Source organism: Candidatus Sphingomonas phytovorans (genome assembly GCA_029202385.1).
In the GTDB taxonomy this organism is placed as follows: domain Bacteria; phylum Pseudomonadota; class Alphaproteobacteria; order Sphingomonadales; family Sphingomonadaceae; genus Sphingomonas; species Sphingomonas phytovorans.
This window is the reverse complement of sequence record CP119314.1, coordinates 162442-180178: the sequence shown is the minus strand read 5'-3', so window position 1 is coordinate 180178 and position 17737 is coordinate 162442. Positions and strand designations below refer to the sequence as shown.

Here is a 17737-nt window from a genome sequence, read left to right as displayed (position 1 = left end):
GGACCGGGTCCGGGGAGACGGTAAGATTACCGGCGCACCGCTTCCTTGGCGGCCACCGCCTCCGGCAGGTCGGCATATTTCCCGAATTCGTTGCGGGCGATCGCGCGATTATGGACCTCGTCCGGGCCGTCGGCGAAGCGCAGGGTACGCATCGCCGCCCAGGCATGGGCGAGCCCGAAATGCTGGCTGACACCACCGCCGCCATGCGCCTGGATCGCATCGTCGAGAATCTGCAGCGCCATGGTCGGTGCCGCCACCTTGATCATCGCGATCTCGAGCTGGGCGGACTTGTTGCCGGCCTTGTCCATCATATCGGCGGCCTTAAGGCAGAGGAGGCGCGTCATCTCGATATCGATGCGCGCCTTGGCGATGCGCTGTTCCCAGATCGAATGATCAGCGATGCGCTTGCCGAAAGCGACTCGGGTAAGCAGCCGCTTGGCCATCGCCTCGATCGCGACCTCGGCCACGCCGATAGTGCGCATGCAGTGATGGATACGGCCCGGCCCAAGGCGCCCCTGCGCGATCTCGAACCCCCGCCCTTCGCCAAGCAGGAGATTCTCGACCGGCACGCGCACATTCTCGAGCAACACCTGGCCATGGCCATGCGGCGCATGATCATAGCCATAGACAGTCAGCATATGTTCGATCTTCACGCCGGGCGCGTCCATCGGCACCAGGATCTGGCTCTGCTGGCTGTGGCGCGACCCTTCCGGGTTGGTCTTGCCCATTACGATCGCGACCTTGCAGCGCGGGTCTCCGACGCCCGAGGACCACCATTTCCGGCCGTTGATCACATAATGATCGCCGTCGCGCTCCATGCGCGTTTCGATGTTGGTCGCGTCGGACGATGCGACCGCCGGCTCCGTCATCAGGAAGGCCGAACGGATCTCGCCGTTCATCAGCGGGCGAAGCCATTGCTCCTTCTGCTCCAGCGTACCGTAGCGATGAAGAACCTCCATATTGCCCGTGTCGGGCGCCGAGCAGTTGAAGCATTCCGACGCCCAGCCGACCTTGCCCATCTCCTCGGCGCAAAGCGCATATTCGAGGTTGGTGAGCTGCGTGCCCTCGAACTCGAAACTGTCGTCGACGTGGCGCTGGCCGGAGTGCGGCGGCATGAAGAAATTCCAGAGGCCCGCCTCCTTGGTCTTGACCTTCATCTCCTCGATCACCGGGATGACCTTCCAGCGCTCGCCTTCATGTTCCTGCCGATGGTACTCGTCCTGGCGGGGGCGGATATTCTGGTCGATGAAGGTCTTCACGCGGTCCCGAAAATAGGTCTCGCGCTCGCTCAGCGTGAAATCCATGATGCATCCTCCATCGCTCTTTCCATCGGCGTTAGACCGTACCGCGTTTTCGGTAAAGCGCCTTTGCGGCTGAAATTGCCGTCATACAGGCGCATAGAAAAAACACTGTCTCTTCGAAAAGAAGATGTTACAGTTTGGCTCATGCAAGCTGCCGAAGACGTCCAGGGGGAGGAGGAGGCAGGCACGAAGCGGTTCCGCGCCAAGCGGGACGCGATTCTCGCCGCCGCCGCCGAAGCAATCAACGAACAGAGCGCGAAAGGCATGACCTTCGCGGACGTGGCCCGGCGCGTGGGGCTGAACACCACCAGCGTCACTTACTATTTCAAGCGCAAGGAGGATCTGGCGGCCGCCTGTTTCGAGCATACGCTCGAAAGGCTGCAGGCGATGCTCGACGAATCGCTGACCAAGGCGACGCCGCAAGCGCGAGTCGCCCATTATCTCGCGCTCAACATGGAACGCTTCGCGCGAATCGAACAGGGCGAGGAACAGGCCTTCGCAGTCCTGTCCGATCTTCGCGCGATGGAGGAACCGGTGCGCGGCCGCCTGCTGGCTGGCTGGCAGCGCGTGTTCCGCACGACCCGCAGCCTGTGGGGGCCCGCCGCCAGCCGCGCCCAGACCGACCTGCATGGCGCGCGCGCGCACGTGCTGCTCGAGAACACCTTCTGGCTGCCGATGTGGCTGGTCCGGTACGAGCTCGACCAGTTCGGCCGGATCGAAGACCGGCTGATGGATGTGTTCGAACACGGCATCGCCGGGCCGAAGCAGAATTGGGCGCCCGACCTGATCGACCTGGAGCATGACGAGCCCGAGCCCGGGCGCGAAGCCTTCCTCCTCGCCGCGACCCGCCTGATCAACGAACTGGGCTATCGCGGGGCATCGGTGCAGAAGATCGCATCCGAGCTGAACGTCACCAAGGGTAGCTTCTACCATCACCTGGACGCAAAGGATGATCTGGTCATCGCCTGCTACAGGCGCAGCTTCGACACGATCGCCGACGCGCAGCAACTTGCTGACGAACGCAGGGGCAGCCACTGGCACCGGCTGACCGGCACCATCGCCACCCTGCTCGACATTCAATTCTCCGAACGCGGGCCGTTGCTGCGGACCACCGCACTGTCGGGCCTGCCGCGCACGGTACGCCGGGCGATGGTCGAACGCTCCAACCGGATCGCGCGACGCTATGCCGGCACGATGATGGACGGGATCGCCGAAGGATCGATCCGGCCAGTCGATGCGCTGGTCGCGTCGCAGGCGTTGATGGCATTGCAGAATGCGGCCTTCGACATGCGCAAATGGGCAAGCACCATGCCACGCGAGAAGGCTATCGCCTTCTACGCCTCGACCCTGGCGTTCGGGCTGTTCGACGATCGGGTGCTCGATTTATGAGCCGCCCCACCACCCCCGTTCGTCCCGAGTAGCCATCGAGCCTGTCGAGATGGCATATCGAGGGAACATATGTGTCTCGATTCGAGCCCTCGACAAGCTCGGTCTCTACTCGACACGAACGGTAAAAATGAAATCGCGCCAAGGATGCGCAGCAGGAGTTATCAATGGCCGGCATGGGCGCATTCGACTGGGCAGACCCCTTTTTCCTCGACGACCAGCTCGAAGATGACGAGCGGATGATCCGCGACACGGCGCGGGCCTATGCACAGGACAGGCTTGCGCCGCGCATCATCGATGCCTTTGCCAACGAGACGACCGACGAGTCGATCTTCCGCGAGATGGGCGCGCTTGGCCTGCTCGGCCCGACCGTGCCCGAGGAATATGGCGGTGTCGGCGCATCCTATGTGGCCTATGGCCTGGTCGCGCGCGAAGTGGAGCGGGTCGATTCGGGCTATCGCTCGATGATGAGCGTCCAGTCGAGCCTCGTGATGTATCCGATCCATGCCTATGGCTCGGAGGAGCAGAAGCGGAAATATCTGCCCAAGCTCGCGACCGGCGAATGGATCGGCTGTTTCGGCCTGACTGAACCTGATGCCGGATCCGACCCGGGCGGCATGAAGACGCGCGCGGTCAAGACGGCGAACGGCTATCGTCTCTCGGGTTCCAAGACCTGGATCTCCAATGCGCCGATCGCCGATGTCTTCGTGATCTGGGCCAAGTCCGACGAGCATGGCGGCGGCATTCGCGGCTTCGTGCTTGAAAAGGGCATGAAGGGTCTGAGCACGCCGAAGATCGAGGGCAAGCTGTCCTTGCGCGCCTCGATCACCGGCATGGTGATGATGGACGATGTCGAGGTCGGCGAGGACGCGCTGCTGCCCGATGTGCAGGGCCTGAAGGGACCGTTCGGCTGCCTCAACCGCGCGCGCTACGGGATCAGCTGGGGGTCGATGGGGGCCGCTGAATTCTGTTTCCATGCGGCGCGGCAGTACGGGCTTGACCGGGCGCAGTTCGGCAAGCCGCTCGCGGCGAACCAGCTCTATCAGAAGAAGCTTGCCGACATGCAGACCGAGATCGCGCTCGCGCTTCAGGCGTCGCTTCGCGTCGGGCGGCTGATGGACGCGGGCAGGTTCGCCCCCGAAATGATCTCGATCGTGAAGCGCAACAATGTCGGCAAGGCGCTCGATATCGCACGGATGAGCCGCGACATGCATGGCGGCAACGGCATTTCAGGCGAATATCAGGTCATGCGCCACCTGATGAACCTGGAGACGGTCAATACCTATGAAGGCGCGCATGACGTCCACGCGCTGATCCTGGGCCGGGCGATCACCGGGATCGCTGCGTTTTGAGCCTGAGCGCACTTTCCCGCTCTTCCCGGACGAAGGCCAGGGAAGAAGAGCGGGTGGGAGCCCGGTGAGCCAGCCTCCGCTCACCGGTCTGAAGGTGATCGAGCTCGCCCGAATCCTCGCCGGGCCATGGGCGGGACAGACGCTGGCCGACCTCGGCGCGGAAGTGATCAAGGTCGAAAGCCCCGAGGGCGACGACACAAGGACCTGGGGCCCGCCGTTCGTCGAGAATCCGGACGGCAGCCGCGACGCGGGTTATTTCCACGCGACCAATCGCGGCAAGAAATCGGTCATCCTCGATTTCCGCACGCCCGAGGGGCAAGCCGAAGTGCGGCGCATGGTCGCTGATGCGGACGTGCTGATCGAGAATTTCAAGGTCGGCGGTCTCGCCAAATACGGGCTCGACTATGCCAGCCTCAGCGCGATCAACCCGCGCCTCGTCTATTGCTCGATCACCGGCTTCGGCCAGGACGGGCCCTATGCCAGCCGCGCTGGATATGACTTCATCATCCAGGGCATGAGCGGCATCATGGACCTGACCGGCGAACCGGACGGCGCGCCGCAAAAGGTCGGCGTCGCCTTTGCCGACATCATGACCGGGCTCTATTCGGTGATCGCGATCCAGGCCGCCCTCGCCCATCGCGAGAAGACCGGGCGCGGGCAGCAGATCGACATGGCCCTGCTCGACACGATGGTCGGCGTGCTCGCCAACCAGGCGATGAATTTCTTCGTCAGCGGCCAGACGCCGCCCCGGCTCGGCAACGCACATCTGAACGTCTCGCCCTATGCCGTGTTTCCGACCAGCGATGGCTGGTTCATCCTCGCGGTGGGCAATGACGGGCAGTTCGTCCGGTTCTGCGATGCGCTCGGTCTCGCCAGCCTCAAGGCCGATCCCCGCTTCGCCACCAATGCCGGGCGGCTCGAGCATCGCGAACCGCTGTTCGCGGCGATCCGCGACACGACCTCGCAGTACCAGCGCGACACACTGCTCGCCACGCTCGAGGCGGTCGGCGTGCCGGCCGGTCCGATCAACACCGTCGCCCAGGCATTTGCCGATCCGCAGGTGATCCACCGCGGCATGGCGCTCACGCTCGACCGGGACGGCATGTCCCTGCCCGGCCTGCGCACGCCCATCAGATTCTCGGAATCTCCGCTCGCGCTCGACCGCGCGGCACCCATGCTAGGACAGGACGATCCCGGATGACCCCACCGCTGGCCGGCTTGCGCATCCTGGAGATTGCGGGGATCGGACCCGGCCCCTTCTGCGCGATGATGCTGGCCGACCATGGTGCCGAGGTGATCCGTATAGAACGTCCCGGCGAGGGCAGCGCATTGCAGGTCGCGGCGAAGGACCCGCTGCTGCGGTCGCGCCGGACGATCGCGCTCGACCTGAAGAAGCGCGAAGCCGTTCTCGCCGCGCGTCGCCTCGCACGGGATTGCGACGGGTTGATCGAAGGCTTCCGTCCCGGTGTGATGGAACGACTGGGTCTCGGGCCGGAGCCGCTGCTCGCCGACAATCCGAAACTCGTTTATGGCCGCATGACCGGCTGGGGCCAGACCGGGCCGATGGCGGCGGATGTCGGGCACGATATCAACTATATCGCGATCTCGGGCGCGCTCCACGCCTTCGGGGAGGCCGGCGGGAAGCCGATGCCGCCGATCAACCTGGTCGGCGATTTCGGCGGCGGTGGCATGATGCTCGCCTTCGGCATGCTCGCCGCGATCCTGCAGGCCCAGGCGACCGGGCGCGGCCAGGTGGTCGACTGCGCGATGACCGACGGATCAGCGTTGCTGATGAGCATGATGTGGGGCTTCCGCGCGACGGGTCGCTGGGGGAATGATCGCGGCACCAACCTGCTCGACGGCGGTGCGCATTTCTACGGTACCTATCAGACCGCCGACGGGAAATGGGTGGCGGTCGGCGCGATCGAACCACAATTCTACGCGACGTTGCGGGCAGTGGCGGGACTCGACGGCCCTGAATGGGACGCGCAGTTCGCGCCTGCGACATGGCCGAAACTCAAGGACGAACTGGCACTGCGGTTCAAGACCCGTTCCCAGGCTGAATGGGTTGAGGCCTTTGCCGGGCATGAGGCCTGCTTCGCCCCGGTGCTGGGCTTCGACGAAGCGGCGGCGCATCCGCACAATGTGGCGCGGGCCACCTTTGTGGAGGCGGGGGGCGTTGTCCAGCCGGCTCCTGCCCCGCGCTATTCGGTGAGTGGCACCGTGCCGCCGGCCATGGCGCGCCCGGCTGAAACCGACGCGATCCTTGCCGAGTACGGCTTTGGCGGAGACGAGATCGCCGCGCTCCATGAAGCGGGCGCAATGGGCGACGGATGACAGCGCGCGCATTGCCTGCCCGGCGCGGTCATGCGATATGGGTTGCAAAGAAGAACCCATAGGAGAAAACGCCATGGCCACCGCCGTCCTTCGCAATTCGCAGATGAGCGAAGCCGAATGGGAGGCGCGCCAGCAGCTCGCCGCCTGCTATCGGGTGTTCGCGATGCTCGGCTGGTCCGAGATGATCTACAACCACATCACGCTGAAAATCCCGGGGGAAGAAGGCGCGTTCCTGATCAACCCTTTCGGGCTGCATTTCAGCGAGGTCACCGCTTCGAGCCTGGTCAAGATCGACATCGACGGCAATAAGCTCGACGACAGCCCCTATCCGGTAAATCGCGCCGGCTTCGTCCAGCACGCGCTGTTCCATCGCCATCTGCCCGACGCGCACTGCATCATGCACACCCACACCACGGCGGGCATGGCGGTCAGCTCGGTCGAAGGCGGACTGCGCGCGACCAATTTCTATGCGTGCAACTTCATCGGCCAGATCGCCTATCATGATTTCGAGGGCGTCACGGTGCGCGACGAGGAGGGCGAGCGTCTGCTCGAGCATCTCGGCGACAAGCGGGTGATGCTGCTGAAGAACCACGGCATCCTGGTCATGGGCCGGACCCTGCCCGAGGCGTTCATCAAGCACTGGTCGCTGCAGCGCGCCTGCGAGATCCAGGTCGCCACCGCCGGCATGGGCACCCCGATCGAAGTCTCGCCCGAAGTGGTCGCGGTACATCAGCGCGACTTGCATCAGGTCCAGATTCCCGGCGGCGCAGGAAAAGCGGATTTCGACGCGATGGTGCGCCTGGTCGACAAGACCGACACGAGCTGGCGGAATTGATCTTTCCTACTTCCCCGAGCTCGCCCGCGGAGGATCAGCCGAAGCGGTAGCCCGAGACGGCCCAGCCGAGCACATGGTCCGAATAGTCCAGCACCGCCGGACCATCCCCACCTGCGCCGAGCGCGACCATCAGCGGCAGCAGATGTTCCGCCTCGGGATGCGCGAACCGGGCATGGGGCAATTCCTCCCAGCGCGCGACGCGATCGGCGCGGGCGGCAGGGTCGGGATCGGTCACCGCCCGCGTCAGCGCCTTATCCCACTCGTCGGCCACCGGAGTGACCTGTGGTCCGCGGGCGCGGAGGTTGTGGAAACTCATACCCGACCCCACGATCAGCACGCCCTCGTCACGCAGCGGCGCCAGGGCCCGACCGATCGCGATATGTGCCGCGGGATCAAGATCCTTGCGCAACGACATCTGAACAAGCGGGATATCCGCCCCGGGCACCATGACCATCATGGGGATGAACACGCCGTGGTCCCAGCCCCGCGCCGACTCCTCCCGCACGGGGAATCCAGCGCCTCGCAGCAGCGTCCCGGCACGGCGGGCAACGTCCGGCGCGCCGGACGCGTCCCAGCGCAAGCGGTAAGTGTGCTCCGGAAAGCCATAATAATCGTACAACAGCGGCTGGCCATCCCCCATGTGCAGGGTCACCTCGGGTTCCTCCCAGTGGCCGGACACCATCAGGATTGCCTTTGGACGTTCGGGAAGGGAGGCGAGCAGCCCGGCAAGGTAAGCCTGCATCGGCTGCCACATCGGATCGGACGGACCGCCTGCCGGGTCCATGAAGAAACAGGGACCACCGCCATGCGGGACGAAGAGAGTGGGAAGCGTCATGCCACGGATATCGGCCTGGCCTCGCCTGGTCGCAATCGCGTGGTCGGAAACACGCCGTTTCCCATCACCGACCTTTCCCGTAAGCTTCGTCCATGACCCGCTTCACCGTCAACAATCAGCCCGTCCAGTACAAGATGGACCCGAAGACACCCTTGCTCTGGGCACTGCGTGACGCATCGAACCTGACGGGCGCCAAATATGGCTGCGGGAATGGCGAATGCGGCGCCTGCACCGTCGATATCGATGGCGAGGCAGTGCGCTCCTGCCAGGCAACGATCGGCGCGATCGAAGGCAGTTTCGTCACCACGATCGAAGGCCTGTCACGTGAGCGGGCCCATCCGGTCCAGCTCGCCTGGATTGCGAACAACGTGCCGCAATGCGGCTTCTGCATCCCCGGCATGGTCATGGCCGCGGCGGTACTGCTCAAGAAGAACCGCAACCCCTCCGAGGATGACATCAAGGAGGCGATCACCAATCTGTGCCGTTGCGGGGTCTATCCGCGCATCGTCGAGGCGGTGATGCGAGCCGCGCGAGTCCAGCGCGGGGATGAGACGATCGACGCGGGCGCATCACCCGGCATCGATCCGGCCAGTGCCGCCAGACTGGTGCCGGCACTGACCCCGGGCGGCGGACAGGGTCGGTGAATCCTTTCGCAAGGCTGTCACCCCAATTCAGAAACCGGTCATCGCCAAAAGCGCAAACCGCTGCATCGATCGGGCCGATCATGCGCCCGCGTACCGGAAGGACTGAGATGCGTACCTCTTTCATCATCGCGCTTCTGGCAGCGACGGCGATTGTGCCGGCGGCCGTATCAGCGCAGGATTCGCGACGCGACGATCGGCGTGTGGAGCGCGCCGAGCAACGCCAGGCGAATCCCCAGCCGCGACCTGCCGAGCAACCGCAGCAACCGCCCCGCGCCGAACGCCCCGCCAATGGCGGCGGTGGCTGGGGCGGCGACCGCGGCGGTCGCGGCAACTGGCAGGGCGGGCGCAACCAGCCGCCCCAGGTCGAGGGACAGCCGCAACCACAGCGCCCGCCGTTCAACCCGCAGACATTCCCGCGCGACGGCAATCGCGAAGGCCGCCCCGATGTTCGTGGCGGTGGGGGCGACGGCCGCCCGGATTTCCGCGGCGGCAACCGGGGAGACGGCCGGGGCGGCGGTGCAGTCGTGCCCGGCGGCCAGCAGCCGCAACCGCCCCAGACGAATGGCGGCCGCCCCGGCGGCCGGGGCGACTGGCAGCCGGGCCACGGCGACGGCAACCGCGACTGGCGCAACAACGACAATGGCGGCCGCGGCAACGGCAGTTGGCGTGGCAATGACGGTCGCGGCAATGACGGCAACTGGCGCGGAAACAATGGCCGGAACGACGGCAACTGGCGGAGCAATAACGGTCGCGATGGCAATTGGCGCGGCAATGACGGCCGCAACTGGAACCGTGGCTGGCGCAACGACAATCGTTACGACTGGCGTTCGCGTCGCGATCGCTATCGCAACAATTACCACCTGCCGCGCTACTACGCGCCCTATGGCTGGAGCTACGGCTATCGCCGGTTTGGGATAGGCATCACACTGAACACGATCCTGTTCGAGCAGAATTACTGGATCGACAGTCCGGACTATTACGGCCTGCCACCGGCTTATGGCCCCTATCGCTGGGTGCGCTATTATAACGATGCGCTGCTCGTCGACATCTACAGCGGCCAGGTGGTCGATACGGTGTACGACATCTTCTGGTAGGACGGCCGCGAAGTGAGGGGCCCGGCTGTCATGGCGCCGGGCCCCTTGTCTTTTGCGGATTGTCTTTTGCGGGCGCGACGGCAGACTGAAAAGGTGATGTCCCTGTTTTCGAAGAAACCAGTCCTCCCGAAAAAACCGGGCGGCCCCTCCCCGATCCGCAAGCTGGCCGGCGAAACGGTATCGCGCCGGCTCGATACGAACCCCGCCGCGAAACGCGCCAATGTGGAAAAGGCCCAGGTCTATTACCATCAGGATTTCCTGACACCGGCCCAGTGCACGGCGCTCATGCGGCTGATCGATTCGAATCGGCGCCCGTCGACCTTGCTGTCCGAATCGGGCGACACGAGCTTCCGCACCAGCGAGAGCTGCGACATGGACCGTTGGTCACCCTCCGTCCGTCCGATCGACGAATCGATCGCGGCGTTGCTCGGACTCGATCCAGCCAATGGCGAAACGATGCAGGGACAGCGCTATGCCCCGGGCCAGCAGTTCCGCGCACATCATGATTTCTTCCACGAGGGCCAGCATTATTGGGAAGCGATGAAGGCCAGTGGCGGGCAGCGCACCTGGACAGCGATGATCTATCTCAACAATGTCGAGGAGGGCGGCGCGACCTGGTTTCCCCAGGCCGGTATCCGGGTCGCACCGAAGCGCGGGCTGCTGCTTGCCTGGAACAACATGAACCTGGATGGCAGCCCCAACGAATTCACCTTGCATGAAGGCATGCCGGTAGTGAAGGGCACGAAATATATCGTCACCAAGTGGTTCCGCGAACGGAGCTGGCTAAAGCAGTAAGGCGGCGCGAGCCGAGTGTCGACAAGTTACCATGCGCAAAATCCTGCTTACGACCGTTGGTACACTGGGCGACCTTCATCCGTTCATCGCCATCGGCCTCGCGCTCCAGCGGCGCGGACACCACCCCGTTCTGGCGGTGCCGGAAGACCATGTCGCAAAGACTCGCGCCGCCGGGCTGGATGCCGTCGCGGTGCTGCCGAGCTTCGATGAGATCCGCAAACGAATGGGCCTTGGCGAGGACGACGCCGTCAAGCGCGTCATGGCCGACCAGACCTATCTGCTCGAGCAGGTCCTGCTGCCCTGGCTCGAATCGAGCACCGCCGCCCTGGATGACGTGGTCGGCGGCGTTGACGTGATGGTCGGCTCACTGTTCGTGTTCGGCGCGCCGATCATCGCCGAGAAGCGGCGCGTGCCGCTCGTATCGGTGATTCTTCAGCCGATGGCGATCCTCTCGGTTCACACGCCGCCAAAGACATCGGATTTCTGGATGCTGATCCAGGCACCGGGCGGCCCGATCGGCGTCAGGTGGAACCGGCTCGCCTATGGCTTCATGCGCAAGGTCCTCCGGTTCCGTTATGGTCGGAAGATCGACGAAGTCCGCGCGCACCACGGCCTGGGCCCGGCATGCGACCCGTCGATGTTCGACGTCAGCAAAAAAACCGCGCTGACCCTTTGCTGCTATTCGCCCGTATTCGGCCCGCCCCAGAAAGATGCGCCCGCCAATACCGAGATCGTCGGCTTTCCGGTCTATGACAGCCAGGGCGGCGATACCGAAGCGCCGGACCCCGAGCTCGAGGCATTTCTGGCCGATGGGCCACCACCGCTGGTGTTCACGCTTGGCTCGTTCGCCGTTTACGCACCGGGCGACTTTTACGAAGAGGCAGCAGCGGCCGCCAAATTGCTCGGCGCGCGCGCGGTGCTGCTGACCGGCGAGAAGACCAGCCTGCGTTCCAGCGGCGACATCCTGGTCCGGCCCTATGCGCCACATTCAACACTGTTCCCGCGGGCGGCCGTCATCATTCACCACGGGGGCATCGGCACGACCGGCCAGGCGCTGCGGGCAGGCAAGCCGCAACTCGTGGTACCGCATATGGGAGACCAGGCGGACAACGCACACCGCATCCGCAAGATGGGCCTCGGGCTTGTCCTCAAGGCACGCCGCTTCAACGCTCGCAGGGCAGCTCCAATGATAGCCTCCCTGCTCGACACGCCAGAGTATCGGACTGAAGCCGAGCGGATAGGAACACGCGTCAGGCCGGAAGACGGTGCAGAGGCGGCAGCGATCGCGATAGAGCGGCTCTTCACCGCTTCCTGAGAAAGCCGTTTTCAGTGGCGGCGGAATCGTAATCGGCTTCGGCCCCTGTTCCAGCCATGGCAAAATGTGCCAGAGCGAGGTGGTGAACACTGTACTGAACATCACCCGATCGATCCTTGGCCAGCCCTGGCGCTGGCGCATGCTTGAAGCGGACGCGCGCGATCCCGGCTTTGCACCCGACGATCTGGTGACTCAGCTCCTGCTTGCCCGTGGCTGCCCGCGCGAGGCATTGGACGCACACAAGGCGCCGAGCATCCGCGGCTTCATGCCGGATCCTTCGATCTTCCGCGACATGGACCGCGCCGCCGAGCGGCTGGCCGACGCCGTCCAGACTGGCGAGAAGGTCACCATCTTCGGCGACTATGACGTTGACGGGGCGACCTCAGCGGCGCTGATGATCCTGTTGCTGCGCGATCTGGGACTGGAAGCGCGGGCTTATATCCCCGACCGTCTCATGGAAGGCTATGGCCCCTCGGGCGAAGCGCTGGTTCGGCTGAAGGAAGAGGGTGCGAGCCTGATCGTCACCGTCGATTGCGGCGCGCAGGCTTTCGAGGCGCTGGAGATGGCCCGCGTCGCCGGCGTGGACGTGGTCGTGGTGGACCACCATAAATGTGCCGCCGCCCTGCCCCATGCCCATGCGCTGGTGAACCCCAACCGGCTCGACGAGACCGAAGGCGCTGAGTTCGGCCATCTCGCCGCGGTCGGCGTCGCCTTCCTGCTGGGCGCGGCACTGATCCGGCTGTTGCGGGCGCGTGGTTTTTTCGACGGCCGGACCGAGCCGCGCCTGCTCGACCTGCTCGATATCGTCGCGCTCGGCACGGTTGCCGATGTCGCGCAGCTCAAGGGGCTCAACCGCGCCTTCGTCGCGCAGGGCCTGAAGGTGATGGCCCAGCGTCGCAACATCGGCCTCAACGCACTGATCTCCGCCTCGCGATTGACCCGTGCGCCGACCGCGACCGATCTCGGCTTTGCGCTTGGACCGCGAATCAACGCGGGCGGGCGAGTCGGCAAGTCCGATCTCGGCGTCCGCCTGCTCACCACGCGCGATCCGGCCGAGGCGGCCAGCATCGCGGCTGAACTGGATCGCCTGAACGAGGAACGCCGCGCGATTGAAGCCCTGGTACAGGAAGCCGCGGAGGCCCTTGCAGGCGCCAAGGGCAACCGCGCGGTGATGGTCGTTGCCGGGCGCGGCTGGCATCCTGGCGTGATCGGCATCGTCGCCGGGCGGCTCAAGGAGAAATTCGGGCGCCCCTCGCTGGTGATCGCACTTGATGAACATGGGGTCGGCAAGGGATCGGGCCGGTCGATCCCGGGCGTGGATCTGGGCGCGGCGGTTCTGGCCGCCAAGGATAGCGGCCTGCTCCTCGCGGGCGGCGGGCACGCGATGGCGGCTGGCCTGACCATCGCGGAAGACCAGCTCGATCTTTTCGCCGATTTCCTGGAGGACCGCCTCGACGCCGCCGTCACCCGATCGATCGGCGATCGCGCGTTGCTGCTCGACGCGTTGCTGACGGCGGGTGGCATCACCCCGGCGCTGGTGCAGGCGATGGATGCAGGCGGCCCCTATGGCATGGGCTGGCCCCAGCCCCGTGTCGTCGCGGGGCCAGTTCGGATCGTGAAGGCGGATATCGTCGGCAACGGCCATGTCCGCGCGATCGTCAGCGGCGATGACGGGCGTGTGCTCAAGACGGTCGCCTTTCGGCAGGCCGAAACCGCGCTGGGCGCGGCGCTGCTCGGCGCGCCGCCGCATCGTCGCCTGTGGCTCGCCGGGCGTGCGCGAATCGACGATTGGGGTGCGAAACCCGCGGCAGAGCTCCATCTCGATGATGCGGCATGGGCGGACTAGGTGTTCAGTCTGGGGCTTTAATGCCGCATTATCAGGCCAATTCTTGCCCTACCGATGCCCGCCATCCAGACCCAGATGGGGTGCGCACGACGTGTCATCGTCATTTCGATCACACAATGGGTTGACCAGCGGCCGGCATTTCCCTAACCGGCACGCCCACGCCCGGTTCGTCCGGACATGGCCCCTTCGTCTAGCGGTCTAGGACGCGGCCCTTTCACGGCTGAAACACGGGTTCGATTCCCGTAGGGGTCACCAATCAAGCGCTTTATCGCATTGATTTTGCGTGATAAAATGCAAAAGCACCTGGACTGACACCACAAATGTTCCCACATTTTGCGTGGGCCGGGGTGGGCCGATTCGGGTGCCCGTGGGACACGTCCTCGGCTCTTTTGCCCCTGTTTAGCCTCCCGCGAAAATAAAAACGCCGTGACATGAAGCCTCGGAGGCGGGCGATCTCCACGCGCGAGAGCCGGACCCGTGCGTCATGCCCTCCCCTCCTGCTGTTCATCCTCGCGAGCATCAGAAGGACCAGAACGAAGAGGATGGTTTTGAGGGCGTCGCAGATGGCGTCGAAGGACCGGGGGTTCATTTGGCGTATGAGGCCTTTGATCTTGGAGAAGACCTCCTCGATCGGATTGAAGTCGGGGCTGTAAGGCGGCAGATAGAGTAGGTGCGTGCCGGCGTTTTCGAGGTATCGGAACGCTGACGGGCCAGCTTTCAGCAAACAGCCCAGGTGTTCGCAGGAAGGCGTGCGGCTTCCCGAAATTTTCATGCACCACGATCTCTCGTGCCTGCTCAGGATCGCTTGCCGCCACCCCATATTTCGTCGGGGCAGTAGATCAGCCCGTTATCGTAACGGACTCCCGGTTCACGATCACGGGCTAGAAAAGTAGGTCCATCGAGATCGCACAGGTCACAACGCTGGCCGAGAACGAACGCAGGCGCCTGAGACCAGCTCGTCCCGGTCATGTTGCCGACCATCACACCAAATCCCATGGCGCGCGCTGCCCGCTCCATTTCCAGCGCATGAGTCAGGCCGCCACATTTATCGAGTTTGATGTTGATGAAGTCGGCCAGGCCGATCAGCCCCTCCAGATCACCGATATCCTGAACGCTTTCGTCTGCGGCGATCGATATCGTGCGATCGACGTGACGAAGGTCGGCATCGCGCCCGATCTCGAATGGCTGTTCGATCAGCCCGATACCGGCTTGCCGGAAGATCGGCATGATCGCGTCGAGCCGGTCCGGATCGAAACCGCGATTGCCGTCGACAAAAATATCCGCATCGGGCCGCGCCGCGCGCACGGCCCTCACCCGATCACCATCCTCGCCGCCGCCTTCGAGCTTCAGCTTGATCGACCGAGCGTGGGACATGCCCGCCGCCTTGCGCGCCATCTCGGCCGGCGTGCCGATGCCGATCGTGAACACCGTCGGAATCGGGCGCGCCATCGCCAGCCCCGCAAGCTGCCACACAGGCCTACCGGCATGGCCTGCCTCAACCTCCCACAGCGCAGCGTCGAGCGCGTTACGCGCACCGCCAGCCGGCAACAGGCGCTGAAGCTCGGCGCGATCCACGCCGCCCGCCAACGCGGGGGCAAGCATCGCCACCTGCTCGACGATGCGCGCCGACGTGTCGCCTCGATAATAAACGCCGCAGGCCTCACCGCGGCCGATGACGCCGCGATCCTCAATCGTCACCACCGCGATCTCGGCATGAGTGAACGTCTCGCCCGAGATGCGGAACGGCTCCGCCATCTCCCATCGCTCGGTTTGCGCATGCACTTTCATCCCGTGTCCTCCTGAGCACCCGAATAGCCGCGCGGTGCGGCGGGACTTTGCAGTCCGGCGCGCGGTTTCGCGAATTCGCCAGTCGGATTGCAAAGCAGCGCCCCACGCGATGTGGCTGCGTGCAGACCGACCCGTACGTTTGGAGACACATCGAGTGAATTCGCCCTTCGCACCGCGCTCTGCGGACGATATCGCCGCGCTGGTGAACGCCTACCCGCTGGCGTGGCTGGTGAGTATCGATCCGGCCGGCGAGGTGGTGAGCAGCCAGCTCCCGTTGCTTCCCCTTCCGCAGGAAGACGGCGCGATGCTCCTCCTCGGCCATATGGCGCGTAGCAACCCGCTGGTGCCCCGCCTCCGCGATCGGCCCCGCGCCGCGATTCTGTTCCAGGGGCCGAACGCCTATATCTCGCCAAGCTGGTACGCGGACCGCGATTCCGCGCCGACCTGGGCTTACATCAACGCGACGCTCACCGCCGATATCGCGATCCGCGAGGACATGACCGACCGCGCGATCAACCTGCTGGTCCATCGCATGGAGCAGGGGCGGCCGAGGCGGTGGCGTGTGGCGGAGATCGCGCGCCGTTATGCCGCACTGCGCGACCGGGTCATCGGGTTCACCGCGACGATCGCCAAGATCGATGCACGATTCAAGCTGGCACAGGACGAGTCCCCGCCAGTGGTGCGCGAGACTCTCGAGCATCTGGAAGATGATGCCCTGATCCACTGGATGAAAGCGGCAAACGCCGAGCGGCTGGGAGAGGACAGATGATCGACCTCGCTATCCGCGATGCCCTGGTGATCGACGGCACCGGCGCGCCGGGCATCGTCGCCGATGTCGCGATCGAAGCGGACAGGATCGTATCGGTCGGCGGACGCATCGGCTCGGCGCGGCAAGAGATCGACGCGGCAGGGCTGACCCTCACGCCGGGCTTCATCGATGCCCACACCCATGACGATCGCCTGATCCTCGGCGGCGCTGAAACGATGCTGTGCAAGCTATCCCAGGGCGTCACGACGGTGGTGATCGGCAATTGCGGGATCAGCCTGTCGCCGGTCGCCTTCGATCACCGCCCCCCTGCCCCGCTCGATCTGCTGGGCGACGAGAGATGGTGGCGTTTCCCGAGCTTCGCCGCTTACGCAGCGCAGCTCGCGGCAGCCCCGCCGGCGGTGAATGCGCTGGCGCTGATTGGGCACATGCCTTTGCGGATCGAGGCGATGGGCGGCGATACCGGGCGCGCAGCGACCGCCGGCGAGATCGTCCGGATGGAGGCCCGGCTTGCCGAGGCGCTGGACCAAGGCGGCGCGGGTCTGTCGACAGGCCTGTGGTATGCTCCCGGCGGCGGCGCTGAAATGGCCGAACTGCTTGCGCTGGCCAGATGCGCGGCGGCGCGCGGCGGTCTCTACGTCACTCATTTGCGCGACGAGGGCGATGCGGTGGAGGCAGCGGTCGCCGAAGCGATCGACATTGGCGTGGGAGGCGGCCTGCCCATCGTCATCAGTCACCACAAATGCACCGCTCCGGAGAATTTCGGCAAGTCGCATGCGACGCTTGCGATGATCGACGCCTGCACCGAGCATCATCCGATCGCCCTGGACGTCTACCCCTATTCCGCATCCAGCACCGTGCTGCGGCCCGAATGGGTCCGCCCCGATATCGAGACGGTGGTGAGCTGGTCTGTGCCGCATCCGGACCGCGCCGGGCAGTCGCTCGCCGCGATCGCCACCGAATGGCGGGTTCCGCTCAAGGAGGCGGCGGCGCGACTGGTGCCGGCGGGTGCGGTTTATTTCTCGATGGACGAAAGCGAGGTGCGACGCATCATGGCGCACCGGCTGACGATGATCGGCAGCGATGGCCTGCCGCACGATGAACGGCCGCACCCGCGCTTATGGGGCACCTTCCCGCGCGTGCTCGGCCACTATGCCCGCGATATCGGGCTGTTTCCAATCGAGACCGCCGTCCACAAGATGACCGGGCTGACCGCCCGCACCTTCGGAATCGCTAATCGCGGTACGCTGACGGAGGGAGCCTATGCCGATCTCACGCTGTTCGACGCCGGGCGCATCGTCGATCGGGCGGACTTTGCGGCGCCGACCCGTTTGTCGGAGGGCGTCGTCGCCACATGGGTCAACGGGCGGCTCGCCTATCGCGAGGCGGACGGGGCAACCGGCGCGTGCGCGGGACGGCTGCTCAGGCGCGAGGGTTAGGCCC

At 65.1% G+C, this 17737-nt stretch carries 15 protein-coding genes, 1 tRNA gene and 1 pseudogene; 13 read left to right on the top strand and 4 right to left on the bottom strand.

Annotated features, from left to right (window positions below):
• Positions 1-26: 26 nt before the first annotated feature.
• A complete protein-coding gene (locus tag P0Y59_00750; GenBank protein WEK00260.1) occupies positions 27-1304 on the bottom strand; it encodes an acyl-CoA dehydrogenase family protein in 1278 nt (425 codons plus the stop codon).
• A 141-nt stretch (positions 1305-1445) separates the two neighbouring features.
• On the opposite strand from P0Y59_00750, the gene P0Y59_00745 reads away from it, so the two are divergent.
• The 5 genes from P0Y59_00745 (at position 1446) to P0Y59_00725 (ending at position 7211) form a co-directional block, all read left to right on the top strand.
• Complete coding sequence (locus P0Y59_00745) at positions 1446-2690, top strand: TetR/AcrR family transcriptional regulator (GenBank protein WEK00259.1); 1245 nt, start codon at positions 1446-1448, stop codon at positions 2688-2690.
• A gap of 164 nt (positions 2691-2854) precedes the next feature.
• Positions 2855-4039, top strand: coding sequence for an acyl-CoA dehydrogenase (locus P0Y59_00740; protein WEK00258.1), 1185 nt, complete (start codon positions 2855-2857; stop codon positions 4037-4039).
• A 64-nt stretch (positions 4040-4103) separates the two neighbouring features.
• The gene (locus P0Y59_00735) at positions 4104-5240 is read left to right on the top strand and encodes a CaiB/BaiF CoA-transferase family protein (GenBank protein WEK00257.1); all 1137 of its coding nucleotides are present in this window, start codon (positions 4104-4106) and stop codon (positions 5238-5240) included.
• Positions 5237-6376, top strand: a complete 1140-nt coding sequence (locus P0Y59_00730; GenBank protein WEK00256.1) for a CaiB/BaiF CoA-transferase family protein — start codon at positions 5237-5239, stop codon at positions 6374-6376. Before P0Y59_00735 ends, P0Y59_00730 begins: the two co-directional genes overlap by 4 nt.
• Positions 6377-6449: 73 nt before the next feature.
• Positions 6450-7211, top strand: coding sequence for a class II aldolase/adducin family protein (locus P0Y59_00725; GenBank protein WEK00255.1), 762 nt, complete (start codon positions 6450-6452; stop codon positions 7209-7211).
• 34 nt (positions 7212-7245) lie between these two features.
• On the opposite strand, the gene P0Y59_00720 is transcribed toward P0Y59_00725, so the two are convergent.
• On the bottom strand, positions 7246-8046 hold the full coding sequence (locus P0Y59_00720; GenBank protein WEK00254.1) for a class III extradiol ring-cleavage dioxygenase: 801 nt from the start codon (positions 8044-8046) through the stop codon (positions 7246-7248).
• A 92-nt stretch (positions 8047-8138) separates the two neighbouring features.
• Between P0Y59_00720 and P0Y59_00715 the strand changes: the two genes are divergently transcribed.
• The 6 genes from P0Y59_00715 to P0Y59_00690 all read left to right on the top strand — a co-directional run bounded on the left by P0Y59_00715 (position 8139) and on the right by P0Y59_00690 (position 13995).
• Positions 8139-8690 carry a (2Fe-2S)-binding protein gene (locus P0Y59_00715; protein ID WEK00253.1) on the top strand — a complete coding sequence of 184 codons (552 nt, stop codon included), beginning with the start codon at positions 8139-8141 and terminating at the stop codon, positions 8688-8690.
• A gap of 107 nt (positions 8691-8797) precedes the next feature.
• Positions 8798-9784 carry an RcnB family protein gene (locus P0Y59_00710; GenBank protein WEK00252.1) on the top strand — a complete coding sequence of 329 codons (987 nt, stop codon included), beginning with the start codon at positions 8798-8800 and terminating at the stop codon, positions 9782-9784.
• Between the two features lie 96 nt (positions 9785-9880).
• Positions 9881-10579: a 2OG-Fe(II) oxygenase gene (locus tag P0Y59_00705; protein WEK00251.1), complete on the top strand. Its 699-nt coding sequence runs from the start codon at positions 9881-9883 to the stop codon at positions 10577-10579.
• A 31-nt stretch (positions 10580-10610) separates the two neighbouring features.
• A complete protein-coding gene (locus tag P0Y59_00700) occupies positions 10611-11894 on the top strand; it encodes a glycosyltransferase (GenBank protein WEK00250.1) in 1284 nt (427 codons plus the stop codon).
• An 82-nt stretch (positions 11895-11976) separates the two neighbouring features.
• Entirely contained in the window at positions 11977-13740 is a 1764-nt protein-coding gene (gene recJ, locus P0Y59_00695) for a single-stranded-DNA-specific exonuclease RecJ (GenBank protein ID WEK00249.1), read from the top strand.
• Between the two features lie 179 nt (positions 13741-13919).
• Positions 13920-13995 (top strand) — tRNA-Glu (locus P0Y59_00690).
• Between the two features lie 310 nt (positions 13996-14305).
• Here the strand turns inward: P0Y59_00690 and P0Y59_00685 are convergent.
• Together P0Y59_00685 and P0Y59_00680 are read right to left on the bottom strand one after the other, a co-directional pair.
• Positions 14306-14431 (bottom strand): annotated as a pseudogene (locus P0Y59_00685) (transposase).
• 104 nt (positions 14432-14535) lie between these two features.
• Positions 14536-15528, bottom strand: coding sequence for a dipeptide epimerase (locus tag P0Y59_00680; GenBank protein ID WEK00248.1), 993 nt, complete (start codon positions 15526-15528; stop codon positions 14536-14538).
• A gap of 154 nt (positions 15529-15682) precedes the next feature.
• Between P0Y59_00680 and P0Y59_00675 the strand changes: the two genes are divergently transcribed.
• Together P0Y59_00675 and P0Y59_00670 are read left to right on the top strand one after the other, a co-directional pair.
• Positions 15683-16297 carry an FMN-binding negative transcriptional regulator gene (locus P0Y59_00675; GenBank protein ID WEK00247.1) on the top strand — a complete coding sequence of 205 codons (615 nt, stop codon included), beginning with the start codon at positions 15683-15685 and terminating at the stop codon, positions 16295-16297.
• On the top strand, positions 16294-17733 hold the full coding sequence (locus P0Y59_00670) for a D-aminoacylase (protein ID WEK00246.1): 1440 nt from the start codon (positions 16294-16296) through the stop codon (positions 17731-17733). Before P0Y59_00675 ends, P0Y59_00670 begins: the two co-directional genes overlap by 4 nt.
• Positions 17734-17737: the final 4 nt, after the last annotated feature.